Origin of the sequence: Kitasatospora sp. GP30 (genome assembly GCF_029892145.1) — a bacterium.
Lineage (GTDB): Bacteria > Actinomycetota > Actinomycetes > Streptomycetales > Streptomycetaceae > Kitasatospora > Kitasatospora acidiphila.
In genome coordinates, this window is record NZ_JARZAH010000049.1 from 17,709 (window position 1) to 36,217 (window position 18,509).

The following is an 18,509-nucleotide window of genomic DNA, read 5'->3' on the forward strand; positions in this document are numbered from 1 at the left end:
TCGCCGCCGCACGCGCGGGCTCTGGTCAGCGAATGCGACGACGCCACCGCCTTTGTGCTGCAGCACCCCTGACGGGAACCCCGGCCATGTGGGAAGCGGGGTCGGTGTCGTCGGTGGCCCGGCTGTCCCGGGCGTGTGCAGATACTGCTGGTTATGAACGGACCAACAGCTACACGGCTGCTTGCCACACTCGCCGCATGTGCGACCAGTGCCTCCCTGCTGGTGGGCGTCCAGGCCACCCCCGCGTCCGCAGAAACCTTCTGCGGCTCCCACTCGGTCGATGGCGCCATCTGGACCGAGTACACCCAGACACCCGGTGTGCGGCAGTCCCTCGGCTGTCCCACCAGCGATGAACTCGGCCTTCCCGACGGGGTCGGCCGCCGTCAGGTCTTCGACAACGGCTCGATCTACTGGAGCCCGAACACCGGGGCGCACGCAGTACACGGCAACATCGGATGGTGGTGGGGACAGTACGGGTACGAGAGGGGGTCGTACGGCTACCCCACGAGCGACGAGTACAACGCCGGACACGTCGGCGGCAACGTCGATGACAACAACGGCATTCGCCAGGACTTCCAGTCCGGCAAGTACATCTTGTGGAGCGGTGGTCAGAAGGACGCCTTCGAGGCCTGCCAGAGCGCGTGTATCGGCTACGGCGGCATCACCAACACGAAGTGGGTGCAGAAGACCGAGGTCTACGTGAGATGGACCAACAGCCGCTATACGTCCGTCCACGTGACCCCGACGGCCGCCGCGTTCAAGACCCTCACAGGCAGCGATGACGCCGCCAGTGACGTGCCTGACGACTGGAGGCAGGTGTGGTCCAATACGCTCATGTTCCCCGGCGCCACGCAGACCGAGAAGACCTCGACCTACCAACAGCTGCTGTGCCACGCGGAGTTCTCCTACCCCAACCTCGTCAGCGGTGGGCGCCTCGGCGGTCCGACGTGGGACCTGGAAACCTGGCGCCCTGAGCTCACCGGGGACACTGACACGAAGCTCAAGAAGATGCTCGCCTCCAAGTGCAACTGGGACACGGACTCGTAGGACCTGCCTCCCGAAGCCCCTCGCCAGCCACCGTCCGGCGGGGGGCTTCTCACCGCCCCTGTCCTCTGACAACAAACCCTGACCGATTGACAGCGAAATCTGACGGACGCCGGTTTGTGTCAGCGAAGATTAGCCGCGCAGGTCAGAGGCTGGGTGGCTGCCTGCTGAGGACGCTGCCGAGGTGGAGTGTCAACGGAGCCGGCCGCCTGGTCGTGAAGGGGTCGGTGCGGAGTGCGACGAGGCGGGCTCGGGCGGAGGGCGTGTCAGGAGCGTGGGAGCAGACGGCCTCCTGGACGCGCGGTTCGCAGTCGTCGAGTCCCTCCTCGGTAAAGCCGTCCGCCATCGCTGCGGGCGCGCAGCCACGCAGGCCTTCGAGGATCGCCTCTCGGGCGTAGGAGTGGACGGTCGACTCCCAGGCACTTACCAGCGCGTCGGTTGCCCTGGCGACGCCGAGCCGCCCGAGCCCCCGGGCGGGTGACTCGGCTGCGCACCAGGCGCCCTCGGTAGCGGCCGCGGTGAGGACGTCCAGCAGGTATGGGCCGTCCTCGGACTCGCCGAACCCGGAGAGAACTTCGACAGCGAGCTGTTCAAGGGTGTCGTCGCCGCTGCCGGTCCACGTGCGGGCCCGGGGGACGGCGGCGTTGCCGAGATCGTGCAGGCCCTGGGCGATGGCGGGTGTCCATCCAGCGGCGTTGCGCAGTCCGAGGTCCTCGGCGAGGTCAAGTACGACCAGGTCGCCGCGCCGGCCCAGTTCCCGCAGGGCCAGCTGCCTGCCGCGTCCGGGGCCCGCGGCGACCAGCCCGAGCAGATCGGCGGCGCTGGCGCCGGAGAGGTCGGGTCGGACGGGACGGTGGGCCACCGACGCGGCACCGTCGGCGCCGTCGCCGCCGAAGAGGCGCCGGACTCGTGGCCGGGTGCGCGCCCAGGAAGTCCACGGCTCCGACTCCCCGTCCACAGCGGCGGCCAGTTCGGCATCGTCACGATGGGCGAGGACGTCCGCGTCGAGTCCGGTCCTGAGCTCCGGGAAGTCGTCCCAAGCCCGGCTGTACGCGATCGTCTCCAGTGCGGCGGCCCAGTGCCGCCCTTGGACGGCGTAGCGGCGCAAGACCGGCACCGCATCGAACCGGCCGAGCAGCGGCAGCAGCGTGAGGATCTGGAGGGTCGGTTCGATCCGGTCGGCGTCGTCCCCGTCGTAGGCGAAGAGGTGCCGTTCTATCGGTTCCAGCGACAGGTCCAGTCGGTGGATCAGCCGGGCGAGGTAGGCGGAGCGGTGGTCGGTTTGCCGGTCCCAGCGGCTGTCGGTGACGGCGCACGCGTACACGAGGTCGGCGGCGCCGGGGTCGCTCAGCGCACGGGTGGCCCCAAGGCCGCGGCCGCGTTGGAGCTACCCATGGAGGGTGGACGGGTCGGCATGGGTGAAGTCGCTCATCAGCAGAGAGCATCCCGCGCTCCTCGCCTGGCCACCAAAGGATTTCGCCGGCGGCCAGCCAACGCTCTGACGTGCGGCGATCAAACTTCGCTGTCACAAACCGGCGTCGGTCAATGTTCGGTGTCAGCCGGTCAGGGTTCGGTGTCACTGGACAGCCCCCGCCGGACGGTGGGCCGGGCCGCGGCTGTCGCGGATGCTGTCGCCCCCCACGGCACACAGGGGAAACCGGGCATCCACCCACGTCACAGACCGCGACACCACCCCACACGACACCCTCTGACCTGTCTCAACGAAGTTAGTCGGCCGGAGCGCGTTGACCTGTGTGGACTGGATTGAGTGAGACGGCTGAGGGTCGATGATCTCCTGCATGCGAGGTTGCCAGGCCAGATTCGACAGGTTGACTCCAGCCGACCTGCGGGCCATCGCGCCGGACCCGCAGAAGCAGGCCGTGCAATAATCGTCTCTATGACGATAACTCTTGGGGATGTGCAGGCCGCCGTAGGCGACATGGCCGCCAAGCTCGGCAGCGTGAGCAGGAACGACCTTGTCGCGTTCAGTCCCCAAGACGGCGCCTGCCCCTTTGTCGAGGTCCATGGCGGGATCCTCCACTGGGTCGTGGTGGAGCGTGGCCAGGAACTTCAGCGCCGCACCACCGATAACCTCAACGAGCTCCTGCACTGGGTCGCCCTCGATGCCACCTTCTCCATGGCTGTGCGCTGGGAGCTGGGGCAGCGGGGCCGGTTCCCCGCCAGCCGGGACACGCGGATCGGCTGGCTCGCCAAGCAGATTGAACTGCTGCATCATCTCAACACCGAGTGGGCCGAGCAGTTCCGGGCAGGCATCCCCGCCCAATGCCCGGGAGTTCGACTGGCGGACGTGGACGCCCACCCCCTCAGTTGAGAGTCACACTGGTCACCGACCGGGCCTTGTCAGTTGCTCTGGGCAGGCTCTGCTGCTTCGAGTTGATACCAGTCCTGGGTGACCATCCAGGACTGGTAGTCCAGGAAGATCCTTGCGAGGCCGTCCGGCCGCTCTCGGATCGTGAAGAAGTCGCGGAGGAGTCGGTAGAGCGTAATCACAGCTGCGGCGTCGGCCTGTCTATTGAGCGGGTGAGTCCAACCTCCTGGAGCGAGGTGTCGGACGAGGAGGGGCCAGGTCAGATCGTGGCCTTGCCCGAGACGGACCACGAGCCATTCCTGGAACCCGGTGAGCATGCTCCAGGAGCTTCCGGCGTCCAGGCCGAGAAGATAGGCGGTCATCAAGGAGAAGGAGCCGTCGAGGCCGTGCCGGGCGGGCTCGCGACGAACCGCGGTCAGCAGCGCCTGGTAGTGCTGAAGTACGTTCGTGTGGAAGGTCTGCTGGGTGGCGGCGAGGTAGTTTCCCGCGCTGCGTTCGGGGCGCCTGGTCAATGTGTCCGGGTTCCTGAGCGGATGAGTAGACATGTAGCGGTGAACGGTGCCGTAGGACACGCTGGCGTCGTGTTCGTCCAGCAGCCTCTCCCAGACCAGCCCGATCGTGGGAAGTTGGCCGGCATGCGTGGTGGCGTACTCGTCGAGGATGACATCGATGGCAGGACCCACGCGTCCTTTGGCCCGGCCCTGGATGGCCGCGCGTTCCTTGCGCGGCGGAGGAGTTGGTGAGGCGAGGGCCTGGCGAACCATGTATCGGCTCACGTGATGCTTCGCCGCCAACTTCCCGACGGACTGCTCTCCTGCCTGGACGTCCCGACGGATCGCCGCGAAGAGCGCGGGCTTGTCCGCGCTGGTTGTGACACGTCGCTTGGGCTTGCCCGGGGCCGGCCTCGCACGTTTCTGTCGCACCAGATCGGCCAGCACTCGTTCCAGGACGTCCTGCTGACGGCCGGTAACTGCGGCGAGCCGGTCAGCGCGTGGTCGTTTCCCGCGCCCGTAGTCGGGTGGGCCGACGAGGCATCCGCGCAGGTAGCTGGGCTTGAGATGGTTGGCTTGAGCCAGTCGGCGGATGAAGGAGTCGGTTCCCTCGCCCAGTCGCAGTGAGACCTGGACGGGAAGTCGGGCCAGCTGTTCGGGCAGCGTCTCGGTCACCGGGTGGCCGCCTTCTTCACCGGCTTTCTCACGGTCTCCGCGGCGTGGTCCAGGGGGATCTCGTCGAGTGCTTCTTTGGTCACGCGTTCGGTCCCGCCTAGGATCGCGTCGATCGCGGCGCCCCGGATGGCGTGGGACAACCTCCGATCATGCCGTCGGCCCGGTTGTGGAGGTAGCGATCGAGCTTGACCAGGCTGCCCTGCGGGTGGTTGTGCAGGAGCAAGGTCTGTTCCATCGTCGCGACCAGGCCCTTCCACTCGTCGCCGTAGGGGAACGGGCGGGTGGGGACGAGGGTGAAGCGGCCCGCGATCTGGGCGCCCCGGGTGCCGGTGAGGAGTTCGCTGCTCTCCAGGCCGATGCCCGCATAGACGAACGTCGCGGGGATGCGCGCGGAGAAGTACTTCAGGATGTCGGAGACCTCACCGCCAGCCCGCGTGACCTGCGAGACGTTGTGAATCTCGTCGGCCAGCACCAGGCCGGTGCAGGAGTCCGTGCAGACGCCGACCACGGCCTCGATGATGTCCGTCATGTTCGACCGGGGACGGACCGGCAGGCCCAGGAAGCGCGCGAACTCGGCGGCAACCATGCGGGCGGTCGCGGCCGGCGGGGCGGTAAATGTAGAGCACCGGGATGCGGCCGGCGACGTTCGGGTGACGGGCCCGGTCGAGGAGTTCGTGGGCGAGCCCGAGCTGGGTGATGGCGCTGGTCTTGCCCGTGCCCGGCAGGCCGGAGACCATCAGGCCACGGCGGGCGCTGATCGCGTGCCGGTTGAGCAGGACCAGCCGACGGCCGCAGACCACTGTTTTCTCGACGAACGAGGTGGCGACCACGAGCATCCGCGCGTGATGGTCGAGCCGGTCCTCGTCGTAGAGGGCCCGCTCTGTCGGGGACAGCCGCCGCAGTTCGTCGGAAGACAGCAGGACCGGGCGTTCGGGCGGGCCGGCGGCGAACGTCCGCCATCCGTCCAGGGTAGTGAGCTGTCGGTTGGCCGCGGCATCGGCCTCGTGCAGGACGGTTCGGCGTCCTGCCGGTTCAGGGACGGTCACGGACGCCTCCAGGGGTTGGCGAGCGGGTCGAACAGACCCAGCGGGATGACCTTGGCCAGCTCGGTGTCCGGCTCTTCGGCAGGTGTGGGCTCGACGGCGGGCGGGGCCGGGACCGGTCGGTCGGGGGTGGTGGCCCGGGTCCGGGCGGCGACGCGGCGGGAACGCTTGCCCGCAGGGCCCTTCTCCAGCGCGGGGCCCGCGTGGGCCCGCCGCAGCAGGGCAGCGGCGGCGTCCGCGATCTGCTCCTCGGTGCCGCCTGGGAACTGCTCGCAAGCGTGATCCCAGGCCAGCTCCCCGAACGGGACGCCGACGCGGCGAAGGTGCTTCCGGAACACGGTGATCCACCGATCGCAGTGGCGGTCGCGTACCCAGATCCGCGAGATGTCGTAGGGGTCGTAGTGGATCTCCCACAGACCCTTCTTCTCCGCCACCCCGGAATGCTGGCGACGCAGTGGACCCAACTCGACGTCGTCGTAGGTGCGGTGATTGATCCGGATGCCGTAGGCGTTGATCGCCTGCCAGCGCTCGGGCAGCACAGCTCGATGAAGTCCTCGCCGTTCAGCGGGACCGGGACGTAGCCGCAGGACTCCACCAGCGTGGCGTATTTCTCGTTCGGCGAGAACGCCCGCCTCGGTGCCTGCGGATCACGCAGCCCGTCATGCGGCCTGGTTTGCCAGACCGCGACAATCCACTCATCAAGAAGACTCTGCAACTCGGGCAGCGACCACAGCGGCCCGTCCTCCAGCTTCCGGCCCGGCCGGTCCGCAGTCGAACCGGTGTAACCCGCGACGAACTGAGCGAACAGCGTGGCCACCGAGCCCAGGGTCTTCTCGATCGTGCCCTTGTCCGTCGGGGTCGCCTTGTGGGCTGGCTGCAGGTTGATGCCCAAATACCGACAGGACGCCAGGAAGTTGTTCGAGATGAACACCTTGCCGTGGTCGCAGACGATCGTCTCCGGAACGATCACCGGCCGTGCTGCCGCGTGCTCCAGACGCTCGTCCAAGCTCAGCAGCCGCCGGTGCGGCAGCACCGAACGGGACATCAGCAGGGCTTCCGACCAGCCCGGTCGCATCACCTCCGGGGTGACACTGCGGGCCAGCAGCGCGGAGGCGTCGGCAGACTTCGTCGTCGGCCGCAGCACCGCCGCGGTGATTGACCTGGTCGCGATGTCGACCATAGCGGTCAGCTCGACCTTCTCCGCGATGCCGTCGTCCAGCCGCACCAGCACGTCCAGCGGGGTCGAGTCGATCTGCATGAGCTCGCCTGGCGCGCTGGCCGGCACTTCCCCGAACGGGCCGGGCGGCCGTGCGTTGACCGACCGGCGCGTGCGGGCCGAGCCCGTCGCATGTGTGCCGGTCGCCAGCTTGCCGTAGAGCCGGTAGAGGGTAGCCCGGGAAGGAACCTCGACATCGGCGGCCTTCTCCTGGCCGGCCAGGATCTCCTTGGCCCGCCAGACGATGAACCCGATCGTCTTCGACGAGTCCTCGGCTGCCTCGCCGATCGCCTGCCGCATCGCCTCCACCACCGCCGCATCGACCATGCCGAAAGGCGGCATCTGTTTGGCGGACCGGCCGTCGGCCAGTCCGACCAGTCCGTCACGCTGATAGCGCTGGCGCCGCTGCTTGATCCCGCTGGCTGTCACCGGGTGTCCGGCCGCCGTCACCTCGGTCGCCTTGGCTCGCTCACGCTCGGCCAGCGATGTCCGTCGCGGATCGAACTCCGGCCGCGGCACCGCTCCTTCGGAAGCGTCCAACGGCAGGCCGTGCAGCACTTCGAGAATGTGCCCCTCCCACCAACGGGCCTGTTCGGCCGCCGTCGCGGGAAACTCCGCGATCCGGGCCGTGGGCGGGACCTTCCGCCCCCTCCCGCTCACTGGGCACCCTCGGCGGCCAGGCTCACGACCGTGCGCGGTCCCATCAGCTCGACCGCCAGCCCGTTGACGGCCAGTTCCTGGAGCCAGAGCAGATGAAAGAGGGTGGGAAGCGTCGCGAGCCGGTCACCCGCAGCGTCGGCCCCTGGAAACATCGGGCCCGGCTCCGTGAAGACCTCCCGCAGCCGGTCGGCAACCGGGCGGTGCATGCACCGCGGGTGCCGGTAGCGCGACAGCCACCGAACATTCGCCAACAGCACCGCCTCCGGCGTCCCGACCCGCTCGAACCCCCACCCGGCCTGAGCGCAGGCCAGCCGCGTCACCTCGAACGCTTCCGCGTCCTTCGGCTCGATCCGCTCATCCGCGCGGACGTCGATGACGGCCGCCGAGCCATCCGCGTGGCGAGCGAAGTAGTCCGGGGCGTGCCGACGTTCTCGTTCGCCGTCGTGCCAGTACGGCCAGAACGGCTGCGAGGCGATCCCCGTCACCTTCGGGTCGAAGTCCAGGAGCAGGAGCCGATCCCGCTCCAACCAGGACTCGGAGCCGACGTGCTGCCCAGTTGTCACGGCCCAGTACCAGCCTGCGAAGTGACGCTCACCGCGAGACCACCGAAAGGGCCGCACAGGTGCCGTATCCTCGAAACGGGTCGTCACACAGTCCAGCAGCGGACGTCGTTTCCGCTCGCGTACAACGTCCACGTACGACAGCTCGACGTACGGTCCCGGAAGATCCACCCCAGCCGGTACAGCCACCCAGCACCCCCAGCGCGATCACCTACACGCCTACGTTCACTGAGACGGAAGGCCAAACGACTGGGTTAGCTGAGTAAACGACTCGATTGAGTGAGAGCGGTCACCCTCAACGCGACAGGCACCGCGACAGCACCCATGTCCCGTGCCACTGAACCTTGACCGATTGCCACTGAACGTTGACCGACGCGGGTTTCTGCCGCTGAAGGTTGACCGCCCAGGTCGACAAGGGAATGTCTGACCGGGCGTGCCGGCAGACGGGCCCACAAGGCTTCACGTGTCACACGGCCATCGGCAAGGATGATCGCCATGAATGACGGCCTCATCCAGTTCGTGCGAGCGAAACTCGACGCAGACGAGCACAACGTCGTGATGATCACGTCGCTCGCTCCCCCCGACGCGGACGTGACCCTCGACAGCACAATCCCCATGATCGACATGGTTCGTGCTGTCACGGACCTCTACGCGCCGGTTGCACACCTCGACATGCCAGCCGGGTCCACCAACAGCAAGGACTTTGATGCCGGCCGGGCCGCTGGCCTTGGGATGGCGGTCCGGCTCCTCGCCCAGACCTACCACGACGCCCCGGACTACCGTGAAGAGTGGCGCCCCCAGACGCTTCCCTAGGAGAGCCCAGCCGATTCCGAAGCATGACTGTACAGACTGGGGTGCTGACATCGGCAGTCAAGGTTCACTGGCACGAACTGGGCAGTGGTCAATCTTCAGTGGCAATCAGTCAAGGTTCAATGGCACGGGACAACCCACAGCCTGACCACCAGGGCGGCCTGACGGCCACCCAGCAGCCACCACCCCGACGGCAGACCTGGGGCGCAGCAGGCCCGGCCCGGACAGGCCGAGCCAAAACAGCGGCACCGCCGACCCTACGAACAGGCCCTCACCCAGCCATCCATTCCAGCCCCCGAATTCAGAAAACCGCGGCAGTCAATTCAACAAAGCACACTAAACGGAATACCAACACGAACACACACCAAAAACACGCCCCCAACCAGCCGAGCAAGCCGACACCACTCCCGACCCCACCAATCACCACACACGGTCACCAATATGCCCCCCCACACACACAGACCCAACAAAAGGTCCAGACAACCTACCTGGCATCGAAGCCATTCCACGCCCACGACCACCAATAGGTCACACCCAGGCTGGCAGAGCGGAGGAGGCCGCCTCAGTCGTCGAGCGCAAGATGGGGCGTTGGAGAAGACTGGAGACTGAAGTAATCCCTCAGTAGCGCCAGGGGGACTCTCATGACCCACACTGCGCGAGTTCGCCATCGGCGGCTCGTACGATGCGCGCTCGTTCCAGCTGCCGCCCTCATCCTGACCGGGGGCGCAGCAGGTTGCGGCGCCGGATCGAAGACATCTTCCGGCGTAAGCCCGGGCGTCACCGGCGTGACAAGTTCAGCCAGCTCTTCCGCTCCTGCCACCGCATCGGCCACGTTGCTGACCACGGCCCAGTTGCAGGCTGCGCTGCTGACCCCGGGCGATCTAGGACCGGCCTTCGCCGCCTCGAGCAGCGCGAGCGACACCACCGGCACCGGCAACTCCTCCGTCACAGGCTGCGAGCCGTTGGCCAGCATGCTGAACGGGACGGCCAGCACGACCCAGCAGGTCCAACAAGACGTGCTCCTCACCGCCGGCAGCAACGGGCCCTTCGTCCAGGAGTCACTCCTCACCGAGGCACCAGCAGCTCTGACCACCGACTACGCCCAGGCCCGCGCGGCCCTCACCTCCTGCCACACTCTGACCTTCCCAACCGGTGCTGAACCCCTGACATTCACCCTGAGCCCGATCAACTTCGGCGGCCCCGGCTCGGCGGCAGCACGCATGGACGCCACCTACCGCGGCGTACAGGTCAACGGATACATCGCCATCGACCGACTCGGACCCGTAGCACTCACCTACGCCTACTTCCAGATCGGAAGCGGATCATCCCAACTGGCCTCGGCCTACTACACACAAGCCGTCAACAAGATCCACCAAGTCCTCGGACCCACCACCACACAGCCCTCAGGCTGAGCCTAGGGCCGACAACCATTGCGCACCTCGCGGGGATCGGCGTCGGCGAGATGGTCGCCCAGGTGGCCGTGCTTGACCATCCAGGCGCGTTCTCCGCGCTCACTCTGGTCGGCACGCGCGCGGTTGCCCCCGGCCCGCCCGACGACGGCCTCCCCGACCATGACCAAGCGACGATGAGCCGCCTGTTCGCGCGTCCGATACCCGATTGGACCGACCGCGAGGCGGTTGCGGAGTTCGCCGCCGCCGGCGCGGAGATCCTCGGCAACGACCCCGTCGCCGCGCGCGCAGTCGCTGCGCGTATCTGGGACCGCACGCCCGGTACCTCACCCCCGGTCCATATGGCCAACCAGCTGGGCATGGTGTTTTCCAGGCTCGACTGCACACCCCGCTGGCGAGAGCGCCTGCCCGAGATCGAGGTCCCCACGCTCGTCATCCACGGCCGCCGCGACCCGATCTTCCCTATCGGCAACGGCGAGGCGATCGCGCGCGCGATCCCTGGGGCACGGCTGCTCGTCATCGAGAAGACCGCCACTGCGATCCCCGACGCGGCGGTCGGCGAGGTCACCGAGGCGATGCTCACGCCCGGATAGAGGACGACGGGTGCCGCACGGGTCCGGCCTCCGGGCTGGGCAGACCAGACCTTTCCCCCATGGATGTCACGGCGCACAGCCGTGGGATCTCGGGACCGACTACAACGTCCTGGTGACGCTCCACCGCCTCACCCTGGCCACCAGCGAGCAGTTCCACCAGCTCCACCAGCTCCACTGCAGCACCGCCGGGATCAAGCAGACCCACAAGCGGCTGCCCCGCCTCCAGGCAGAGGGCCTGGCGCGATCGTGACCCTGCCGCAGGCCGGCCGCGCGAAGGCCTGGCACCTCACCGCGGCGGTCGCGTCCGTCCGGTTCGGGGCGTGGTTCATCCTGAGCAGCGGGTGCCACGCGGCACACCACCGCCTGCCCCGCCGGACAGGGATCGCCGCCGAAAGGAAACGGCCCAGTACTGGTTCCCCAGTACTGGGCCGATCCGCCCTCAGCTGACGCCCGCTGTCCGCTACTCCGCGAAGTGGCTGACTGCGGGAATCGCGAACCGCGGCCGCGAGGCCTTGCCGGTGAGTCCCTTGAACTCGATCTCGTCAAGGGTCGGCCCCGCCGACATGAACGGGATCGACAGCCTCCCGGCGAACAGCTCGCTCATGAACTCCGACATCGAACCGTCGAACTCCTGGATCTCCTCAGGCGCATCCGATCCGACGACCACGACGGGCCACTGGTCCGGATCCTGGCCACCGGTCCGCCAGTGGAGCAGTTCGCCGCCCGAGGTTCCTCCCCAGCGCAGCAGGCCACCCGGCTCCGGATAGACGGAATGCGACAGACCGGCGCGCAGGTCGGGCTTCTCCTGCAGCAGTGCGTTGAGACTGCGGTGCTGGTATCGGAGCTCGGAGCCCGCGGCTTCGATATCGGGGATCAGCACGTTCAGGTAACCCGACCAGCGCCCAGGGCCGAAATAGCCGACATACTCGCGGTAGTCGCCCGGCAGGGCCGTGCCGAGATCAGCCTCGATGTCATCCCAGGGGACGATGAAGTTTCGCGATTCGGCAAGCCCAGGCAGCTCACGCAGCGATCGGATCGCTTCCAACGAGCCCCCTCCTGTGTGCTGGTTCGTCAGTAGGGGACATTACGGAACGTTTTCCACCGTCTCATGGAGGGAGAAGCCGCCTGATCCCAGTGCGTCCATTTTCACTTCGATCGGGATGGGATCCCCGGGGTTGTGCGGGCGGCCGAGGCACCAACGTCGTCGACCTGATGGCTGTACTGGAACGCAGCCTGGCCGCCCCCGGCAGCGGTCAGGAGGAGGGCGCCGCCACAGTCGGCAAGGGCGGCGCGGCGAAGAAGAAGACGGTGGCGCGCGGGCGCAGCAGGCGCTGGAGCTGGTCGGCGGTGGCGACCTTGAGGAGGCCGAGGGCGGTGAGGACGTCGGCGCGCAGTGCGGTGGTCGAGCCGTTGGGGTTGGCCGCGCCGCGGGCGTACGCGGTGCGGGCCGGGCGAGCGGCGGGAAATCGAGTTGCAGGCCGACTTGATCGCCCGCCTACAGACAATCAACCCCCGGCCCGTCTCACCGACAAGACCCTCGCGGAGTACCGAGACCAGCAGAAGCTCTGGCAGGAGCTGGAGGTCTTCTCCGACCCGAGCGACCACATGAAGAACATCGGAAGCCTCGCCGAACGGCTGGCCCACCACCTGCACACCCGACCGATCACGGCCGTCACGCTCACCGACGGTGCGCTCCTGAGCTGCGACGAACCGGTCCTGCTGATGCAGCCCGAGAGAGCACCCGGCCCGTTGCTTCCCGACACCCTTGCGGCGTCGGCTGCGCAGCCGACGCCGCAAGGGTGTCCGGACCCCCCGCCACCGAAACCAGCTGATCCAGGTCCAGAACCCGGCCGGAGGGGTCCTCACCGCCGAGGAGATCCTGCTTCCTCTCGGCCGGCGCACGGTCCTCGCCTTCGGCCCACCGGGCTCGCAGGCCGGTGTGGACACCAATGTCCAGATGCCGGCGGAGGAGAGCCGCGAGGCAGCCGCAGAAGTGAACGCCCTGGTGCTCTCGCGGGCCTACTTCTACGCCTTCTGCCACCCCGACGACCGCGCGCTCCTCGGCTCCCCCCTCCCCGAGGTCGAGCCACTCCTGCGCGTCGGAGGGGCCCAGGACGAGCACAAAGCGGTCGTGGCCGCCGTTCCGCATCAACTCCAGCCGCAGGTGCACGGCCGCCGCCAGTCCAACCGCAAGTAGGGGGGTCGGGTGACCCCCGGATCGGCTGGTCCGCGCGATGAGAAGGGGCGGCAGACCGCGGGGCCCGAGGGTGCGTCAGAACCGGCTGCGACGGGCCCTGGGACGGGCGGGCGGGGCCTGCTCGGCGCTGCGCAGCGCGCACTGCGGGCACTCCCACCGATCCAGGCCGGTCGTCAGTCGGTCGTCAGCGACGGCTCCACCGGTGGCGGCTCGGGCGAGTAGCGGGCCCCACGGGCGTTGAAGTGGGCCAGGTAGTAGGTGACGCCGTCGAGCTGCAGTTCCATGGGCGGAGGATCGGTGACCAGGCGGACCCGACCGCGGTGGCCGTCCACCCGGGCCCCCATCGTCGGCGTGTTCCAGGACCGCGCCCAGCTCTCCGCCTGTTCGAGGGCCACAACCAGCGGGCACCGAACTCCTTCTCCTCACCAGCCTCCAGCTGCGCCAACGCGCGTGCCAGTGCCGGGCTGTAGACGGCGCGAACCCGGAAGTTCACCAGGAACCGGCTCTCGATCACGATCCGCATGTAACGGCGGCTGTTACCCCGATGACGTCCCGCCACAATGACGCGTTCGCCCCCGTCGCCCCAGGCCGGCGGTGCGATCCACACCTTCGCCCCCGGCGCGAAGTGCCGCAGCCCCTTACGGATCTCCAGCCCACCTTCGCCGTGGCTGGTCTCCTGAGCGACATTGGCCACGACACATATACCCAGCAGCTCCGGTCCAGTTGCGTCTGTCATGGCTGCAATGATCGCCCGCACCCGGCACATACAGGGCCCTCAATAGAACTACGGGAAACCCCACTACTTCTCATGCCGTCTGGAACTTCTCAACCAATCCCACAGACCCACAGGCCACACGGCCCGGGCACTCCGCCGGCGACACGGGCAGAACCGGCCCTCACCCCCAAAAACGACCCCACCATGGCCCGGTCCTTCTCAACCAATCCATGAACCCCCAGCCCGCCGAGAACACTCACCAGCGAACCACCGACCCACCACAAAGGGAACGACAGGTCACACACGACGGGCCTTCGCCGGGTAGAGCTTCGCGTGGAGCACCCGTTCCTCCCACCACGGATCGTCCGGAGCGGAGACCAGCGCGGCCATCAGCTCCCGCTTGGTCGGGGAGGGCAGCATCAGCGAGCCCAAGTCCTTTGCCACGCGGTCCTGTTCGCAACCCGGGCACTCCAGCCGGTCCAGGTCCGCCCTCTCCCGAAGCTCCAGCTTCGAGCCCTCCTCCCCACCGATCGAGCCCCGGCACGTCCAACACGGGCGCAGCCCGGCGTTCGCCGTACGGGCGGCCTCCAGCTGCTCCTCGGCCTCCCGTTCCAGCCGCTCCTCGCGTTCCTGGTGGCAGGACCAGCAACGGCCGCCGGGGCGGCGGGTCCACTGGCCGCCGAGCCCGTACTCCCAGGTGCTCTCCTCCTCGGGGACGTCGCCGCACTCCACGCAGGCCAGGGACTCCATCAGCTCCTGGTGGGCCTGGTGCTGCTCGTCCTCGCGGGCGGCCTGGCGTCGATCGTAGGCGGCGCGGTTGTTCGGGTTGTCCAGCGCCTCGGTGAGGGAGTGCCGTCCGGGGCGGCCGTAGCGCCACCACACCGGCCCCAGCGGCCCGTGCCCGGCCAGCAGCTCCAGGTGGTCGCGATGACCGGCACCGAGTCGTCGTACTCGCGCCAGGCGTCCTCGTTGTAGTCGCGGACCACCTTGCACCACCAGCCGCCCCAGGCCTCCACCGACAGGTCCCCGATCGCCTCCTGGCGGTTGGTCAGCGCGGTAGGCCCGGCGTCGGCGACGAGCAGGGCGACCGGTGGGTACCCGGCACGGGTGTGACCGGGATAGGCCCGGCGCCACCAGTGCACCGTCCGGTCGGCGGGCTCCTCGCCGGATCGGGCCGGATCGTTGTCGCGGACCTTGACGCGGAACAGCTCGCGGTAAGCGGCGAACTTCGCCGCAACCAGGGTCAGCGCCATGGTGGAGCGGTCGACCTCGACCATCAGGACCGGCACCCCGATCTCCGGGGCCTGGAGCACCGCGTCCGGGCGCACCTTGCGCCTGCCACCGGGCAGCGTGAACTCGACCTCGGTCGCCCAGGACGTGACCAGGCCGATCCCGCCCGCCGCGTCAGGCGCCGTGCCGCCGCGCACGAACGCCACCACCGTCTCGTTGACGGCCATCGTGTGCCGGGCACCCGAAGTGCCGGCACCCCGGGCCGTTCCGCCCATGTCGGCGCGCGGGAGCCCGAGGACATGCCCGGCCACGCAGCAGTAGGTCGCCGAGCGCCTGCCGGATCGCCTTGTTCGACGCCGCCGTCGGGCGCAGCAGACGCTGGAGCTGGTCGGCGGTGGCGACCTTCAAGACGCCGAGGGCGGTGAGGACATCACCGCGCAGCGCGATGGTCGAACCGTTCGGGTTGGCCGCACCGCGGGCATACACGGCCCGGGCCGGGCGGGCGGCGTCGTCGGCCGGGCCGGGCACGTCGGCCTGGTCGTCGTCCTGGTGGTCGGGGCGCTGACGGGTGCTCACGGGCTTCTCCTCACGGTGCTGGTCTGCTGCTGCCCCTGAGGGATATCCGGCGCTCCCGACAGCCGCCAAGCCCGTTTCCGCCCGGCGCGCCGCCCCCGTCCCACCACCACCCCAGCCCGCCTCCGAGCGGGCGCGCGGCCGGCCCCGCCGGACGCAACGGAAAAGGGCTAAGCGGCCCGGGAGCGCCCGTCCGAAAACCCACGAACGAACGCACCCAGACCGCAACCACAACAACCACAAACCAAAAGCAGAAGGCAGGGAGAAAGAGGGTTGTCAGAATGCGGTGGCGGCCCGGATTCGGGCGCTGAGCTGGGCTTATTAGCCCTCTGAGCGCGGGGGGAAACGGCAGGTGGAACGGAAGCGGTCCGGCAAACTCACCAGGGTCACCAAGGTATCGGTGAGTTTCCTTGATAGGCCACCAAGGAAACTCATCAGGCATCTTGATGAGCCATCAACGCAGGTCAGAGGCATACCGACCGGGCCGACAGGGGCCTTGAGATGGGGACTGGTTAGCGGACGGGATTACGGACCGGATTTCGGACCGGTGAGAAGACCGGTTAGTTTGGTAGCGAGAGTTATCAAATCATTATGGAAGTACCCCATTGGCATCAAGAAATCCGGTGAGTTTCGTGGGGTTCCATTCTCCGAGCGCGGGACAAGCCCGCGCCTCGGAATGAGGGAGCGCTTTCGTATACGGGGATATGGAGACCGACCACGACGTCCTGGTGACGCTTCACCGCTTCACGCTGGCGACCGCCGAGCAGCTCCACCAGCTGCACGGCGGGGCTGCCCTGATCAAGCAGACCCAGAAGCGGCTGACCCGCCTTCACGCCGAGGGCCTGGCGGAGTTCGTGACCCTGCCGCAGGCCGGCCGGGCGAAGGCCTGGCACCTCACCGCGGCCGGCTGCACCGTGGCGGCGACCTTCCCCGAGGCCCGCCGCTCGGACGCCCAAGCGCCGGACGGCGAGCAGCTGGCCGTCCGGCCCGGGCGCGAGCACCTGCTCGACGTCGGCCGGATCCACGGTGCCTTCGTCGCCGACGCACGGGCCCGGGGTGAGGCCTGCGGGCCGCTCGACCTCCTCCCCGCTCCCGAACTGCCGGTCGAGGGCGGCGGGGTGTACCGGCCCGCCGCCGAACTCGCCTACACCGCCGGCACCGGCAACGAGCGGCACCGGCTGCGGGCCTTCGTCGAACGCCACCGCCCCGGTGTCGGCACCGAGGGGACCGCGGCGCAGCTGGCGGCCTGCGCGCGACTGTGGGAGCAGGCGGGCCAGGACGGTCGAGGCCAGGCGTGGGAACGGCGCTGGCGATCCTTCCCGCGGCTGCTGGTGGTCCTGGTCGGCACCGGCGCGGCCCAGGTGCGTTCGGCGGTGGCGGACCTGCGCCTCGCCGCCGAGGAGAACCCGACCACCACCGAGCTGCTCGCCGCCGTCCCGGCCGGCGCCGCCCGGATCGAGGACCTGGTCCAGCGCGGACCCGCCGCGCCGATCTGGCACCCGCTCGGCATCAGCGGTCGGCGGCCGTGCGGGTGGACGGAGCTGTAGACCGGCAGGCGGGAGCGGCCGCTGCGACGAAAACACCTGGCCCGCCACTGTCCACACCGACGTTGACTCGGACTTCCGTGCGTACGCCCCGTCTGGACAGTGGCGGAGGGTCCACCGGCCGTCCTCTGGGCTTCAACGTAACCGGAACCCGGCAAACACTGCTGGTGCTCCGACCGCATTGGATGTGGGCGCCCGGGGGCTCGTGGGTGGTGCAACGCGCCTCGGGCGTAGCTCCACCGCCGCACCTGCGGGTGGTTTGCCCTGTGGGGCCTTCCAAGGCATTTGTACGTGTCCGTACGGTCGTTGCTGTCCGGGCTTGTCGATGCCGGGTACCGCTGGCTGGGGAGAGGAATTCGCATGTTCCAGAGCAAGAGGGTCCGCGCGGTGGCGTGGTCGGGCGCGGTGCTGGGCCTGGTCGCGGGTGGAGTGTGGACCGGGGTGGCGGTGGCGGCTCCCGTCGGGGCGACGAAGGCGGTCGCCCCCTACGCGCAGGCGGCCGCCGTGGTCAACGCGGACGGCAGCGTCAACCGGTCCAAGGGCATCGCCGGTGTCACCAAGCCCGCCGTTGGCAGGTACTGCGTCGAACTGGAGGACAAGGACGTGGACGTGACCAGGCTGGTCCCCGTCGCGACCCTGCAGTACACGTCCTTCGAGTACGGCATCCGCATCTCGATGTGGCCGGACCCCACCTGCGGCAACCGCACCGACACCTTCCTCGTCATCACCGGAAAGACCAATGTCTGGGAGGACCGGGCGTTCTCCATCGTCGTCCCCTGACGGCCCCGGCCGGGGCGCTGTGCCCGTCGGCCCGCTCCCCGTCGAGGGGGCGGGCCGACGGTGCTTTGGCCGGTGGCGCCAGCCCGTCGCCCCTACCCGGCCGGCACACCTGCCCCGCCCCTCCTCCTCGTGCCTCTTCCCGGCCGGTGGCGCCGCGAAGCGGGGCCGCCGGGCCACCGCGCAGCGGACAACCCACCACCACGTCGGCGCGCAGCATCAGGTTGCCGGGATCTCGTCTCCGCCCCTGCTCTGCGCGCCTACTCCCCTGCTCTCCTACTCCTGCGCCAGGCTCCGGTGCCCGGACTTCACCCGGCACCGCCAAGGAGCCCAGGGAGAAGTAGTCGGCGCCCGACAACCTATGGATAAACGGGCTCTGAGCTGCGCAAACACCGCTTCCGGCGGCACCGCCTGACGCAACCTCAAGTAGCAAGCCCGAGTAGCAACCTCCAGAAGCAACCCCAGAGGCAACCCGCGCCGAGTGTGCCTGGACTCCATATTTGGCCATTTGACAGGGTAGACGGCCAAAAGTGACAAGCTACTTGCCAACCGTGACTCCGTAGTTGGCCAAGGCCAATTGGCCACGTCACACCGGCCGAATACGAAGCAACTACTTCAAAGCACTCACAGCCGCCGGCCACCG

17 protein-coding genes and 2 pseudogenes are annotated in these 18,509 nt (G+C 68.6%); 9 read left to right on the plus strand and 10 right to left on the minus strand.

Annotated elements, in window-relative coordinates:
- Window positions 1–135: 135 nt before the first annotated feature.
- On the plus strand, window positions 136–1,047 hold the full coding sequence (locus P3T35_RS36305; protein ID WP_143676667.1) for a DUF2599 domain-containing protein: 912 nt from the start codon (window positions 136–138) through the stop codon (window positions 1,045–1,047).
- Between the two features lie 142 nt (window positions 1,048–1,189).
- On the opposite strand, the gene P3T35_RS36310 is transcribed toward P3T35_RS36305, so the two are convergent.
- On the minus strand, window positions 1,190–2,368 hold the full coding sequence (locus P3T35_RS36310) for a hypothetical protein (protein WP_101378245.1): 1,179 nt from the start codon (window positions 2,366–2,368) through the stop codon (window positions 1,190–1,192).
- A gap of 573 nt (window positions 2,369–2,941) precedes the next feature.
- Here P3T35_RS36310 and P3T35_RS36315 point away from each other — a divergent pair.
- Complete coding sequence (locus tag P3T35_RS36315; RefSeq protein ID WP_101378247.1) at window positions 2,942–3,376, plus strand: Imm63 family immunity protein; 435 nt, start codon at window positions 2,942–2,944, stop codon at window positions 3,374–3,376.
- 29 nt (window positions 3,377–3,405) lie between these two features.
- Here the strand turns inward: P3T35_RS36315 and P3T35_RS36320 are convergent, their stop codons facing one another.
- The 4 genes and pseudogenes from P3T35_RS36320 to P3T35_RS36335 form a co-directional block, all read right to left on the minus strand.
- Entirely contained in the window at window positions 3,406–4,539 is a 1,134-nt protein-coding gene (locus P3T35_RS36320; protein ID WP_143676668.1) for a hypothetical protein, read from the minus strand.
- Window positions 4,536–5,549 (minus strand): annotated as a pseudogene (locus P3T35_RS36325) (ATP-binding protein). The gene P3T35_RS36320 and the pseudogene P3T35_RS36325 overlap by 4 nt, the downstream one beginning before the upstream one ends.
- Before the next feature lie 32 nt (window positions 5,550–5,581).
- Window positions 5,582–7,098, minus strand: a pseudogene (locus P3T35_RS36330) (Mu transposase C-terminal domain-containing protein).
- A gap of 356 nt (window positions 7,099–7,454) precedes the next feature.
- Entirely contained in the window at window positions 7,455–8,207 is a 753-nt protein-coding gene (locus P3T35_RS36335; RefSeq protein WP_101378250.1) for a TnsA-like heteromeric transposase endonuclease subunit, read from the minus strand.
- Window positions 8,208–8,513: 306 nt separating this feature from the next.
- Between P3T35_RS36335 and P3T35_RS36340 the strand changes: the two genes are divergently transcribed.
- The 4 genes from P3T35_RS36340 to P3T35_RS36355 all read left to right on the plus strand — a co-directional run bounded on the left by P3T35_RS36340 (window position 8,514) and on the right by P3T35_RS36355 (window position 11,080).
- Window positions 8,514–8,831, plus strand: coding sequence for a DUF6221 family protein (locus P3T35_RS36340; RefSeq protein ID WP_101378251.1), 318 nt, complete (start codon window positions 8,514–8,516; stop codon window positions 8,829–8,831).
- A gap of 830 nt (window positions 8,832–9,661) precedes the next feature.
- Window positions 9,662–10,240 (plus strand): hypothetical protein, encoded by a 579-nt coding sequence (locus tag P3T35_RS36345; RefSeq protein WP_101378252.1) that lies wholly within the window; start codon window positions 9,662–9,664, stop codon window positions 10,238–10,240.
- A 50-nt stretch (window positions 10,241–10,290) separates the two neighbouring features.
- Window positions 10,291–10,830: an alpha/beta hydrolase gene (locus P3T35_RS36350; RefSeq protein WP_101378253.1), complete on the plus strand. Its 540-nt coding sequence runs from the start codon at window positions 10,291–10,293 to the stop codon at window positions 10,828–10,830.
- 112 nt (window positions 10,831–10,942) lie between these two features.
- Window positions 10,943–11,080 carry a hypothetical protein gene (locus P3T35_RS36355; protein ID WP_180356230.1) on the plus strand — a complete coding sequence of 46 codons (138 nt, stop codon included), beginning with the start codon at window positions 10,943–10,945 and terminating at the stop codon, window positions 11,078–11,080.
- Between the two features lie 210 nt (window positions 11,081–11,290).
- On the opposite strand, the gene P3T35_RS36360 is transcribed toward P3T35_RS36355, so the two are convergent.
- Window positions 11,291–11,875 (minus strand): SMI1/KNR4 family protein, encoded by a 585-nt coding sequence (locus tag P3T35_RS36360; protein ID WP_101378254.1) that lies wholly within the window; start codon window positions 11,873–11,875, stop codon window positions 11,291–11,293.
- 208 nt (window positions 11,876–12,083) lie between these two features.
- Window positions 12,084–12,335, minus strand: a complete 252-nt coding sequence (locus P3T35_RS36365) for a hypothetical protein (protein ID WP_101378255.1) — start codon at window positions 12,333–12,335, stop codon at window positions 12,084–12,086.
- A 260-nt stretch (window positions 12,336–12,595) separates the two neighbouring features.
- On the opposite strand from P3T35_RS36365, the gene P3T35_RS36370 reads away from it, so the two are divergent.
- Entirely contained in the window at window positions 12,596–13,027 is a 432-nt protein-coding gene (locus P3T35_RS36370) for a hypothetical protein (protein WP_101378256.1), read from the plus strand.
- Window positions 13,028–14,039: 1,012 nt separating this feature from the next.
- Here P3T35_RS36370 and P3T35_RS36375 read toward each other — a convergent pair.
- The 3 genes from P3T35_RS36375 to P3T35_RS36385 are packed head-to-tail and all read right to left on the minus strand — an operon-like array spanning window position 14,040 to window position 15,548.
- Window positions 14,040–14,492: a hypothetical protein gene (locus tag P3T35_RS36375; RefSeq protein WP_101378258.1), complete on the minus strand. Its 453-nt coding sequence runs from the start codon at window positions 14,490–14,492 to the stop codon at window positions 14,040–14,042.
- Window positions 14,492–15,199 carry a replication-relaxation family protein gene (locus tag P3T35_RS36380; RefSeq protein WP_280709310.1) on the minus strand — a complete coding sequence of 236 codons (708 nt, stop codon included), beginning with the start codon at window positions 15,197–15,199 and terminating at the stop codon, window positions 14,492–14,494. The genes P3T35_RS36375 and P3T35_RS36380 overlap by 1 nt, the downstream gene beginning before the upstream one ends.
- Window positions 15,147–15,548: a hypothetical protein gene (locus P3T35_RS36385; RefSeq protein WP_180356232.1), complete on the minus strand. Its 402-nt coding sequence runs from the start codon at window positions 15,546–15,548 to the stop codon at window positions 15,147–15,149. The genes P3T35_RS36380 and P3T35_RS36385 overlap by 53 nt, the downstream gene beginning before the upstream one ends.
- A gap of 701 nt (window positions 15,549–16,249) precedes the next feature.
- Here P3T35_RS36385 and P3T35_RS36390 point away from each other — a divergent pair.
- Together P3T35_RS36390 and P3T35_RS36395 are read left to right on the plus strand one after the other, a co-directional pair.
- Window positions 16,250–17,092: a replication-relaxation family protein gene (locus P3T35_RS36390; protein WP_101378260.1), complete on the plus strand. Its 843-nt coding sequence runs from the start codon at window positions 16,250–16,252 to the stop codon at window positions 17,090–17,092.
- A gap of 357 nt (window positions 17,093–17,449) precedes the next feature.
- Window positions 17,450–17,869, plus strand: a complete 420-nt coding sequence (locus tag P3T35_RS36395) for a hypothetical protein (RefSeq protein WP_101378261.1) — start codon at window positions 17,450–17,452, stop codon at window positions 17,867–17,869.
- Window positions 17,870–18,509: the final 640 nt, after the last annotated feature.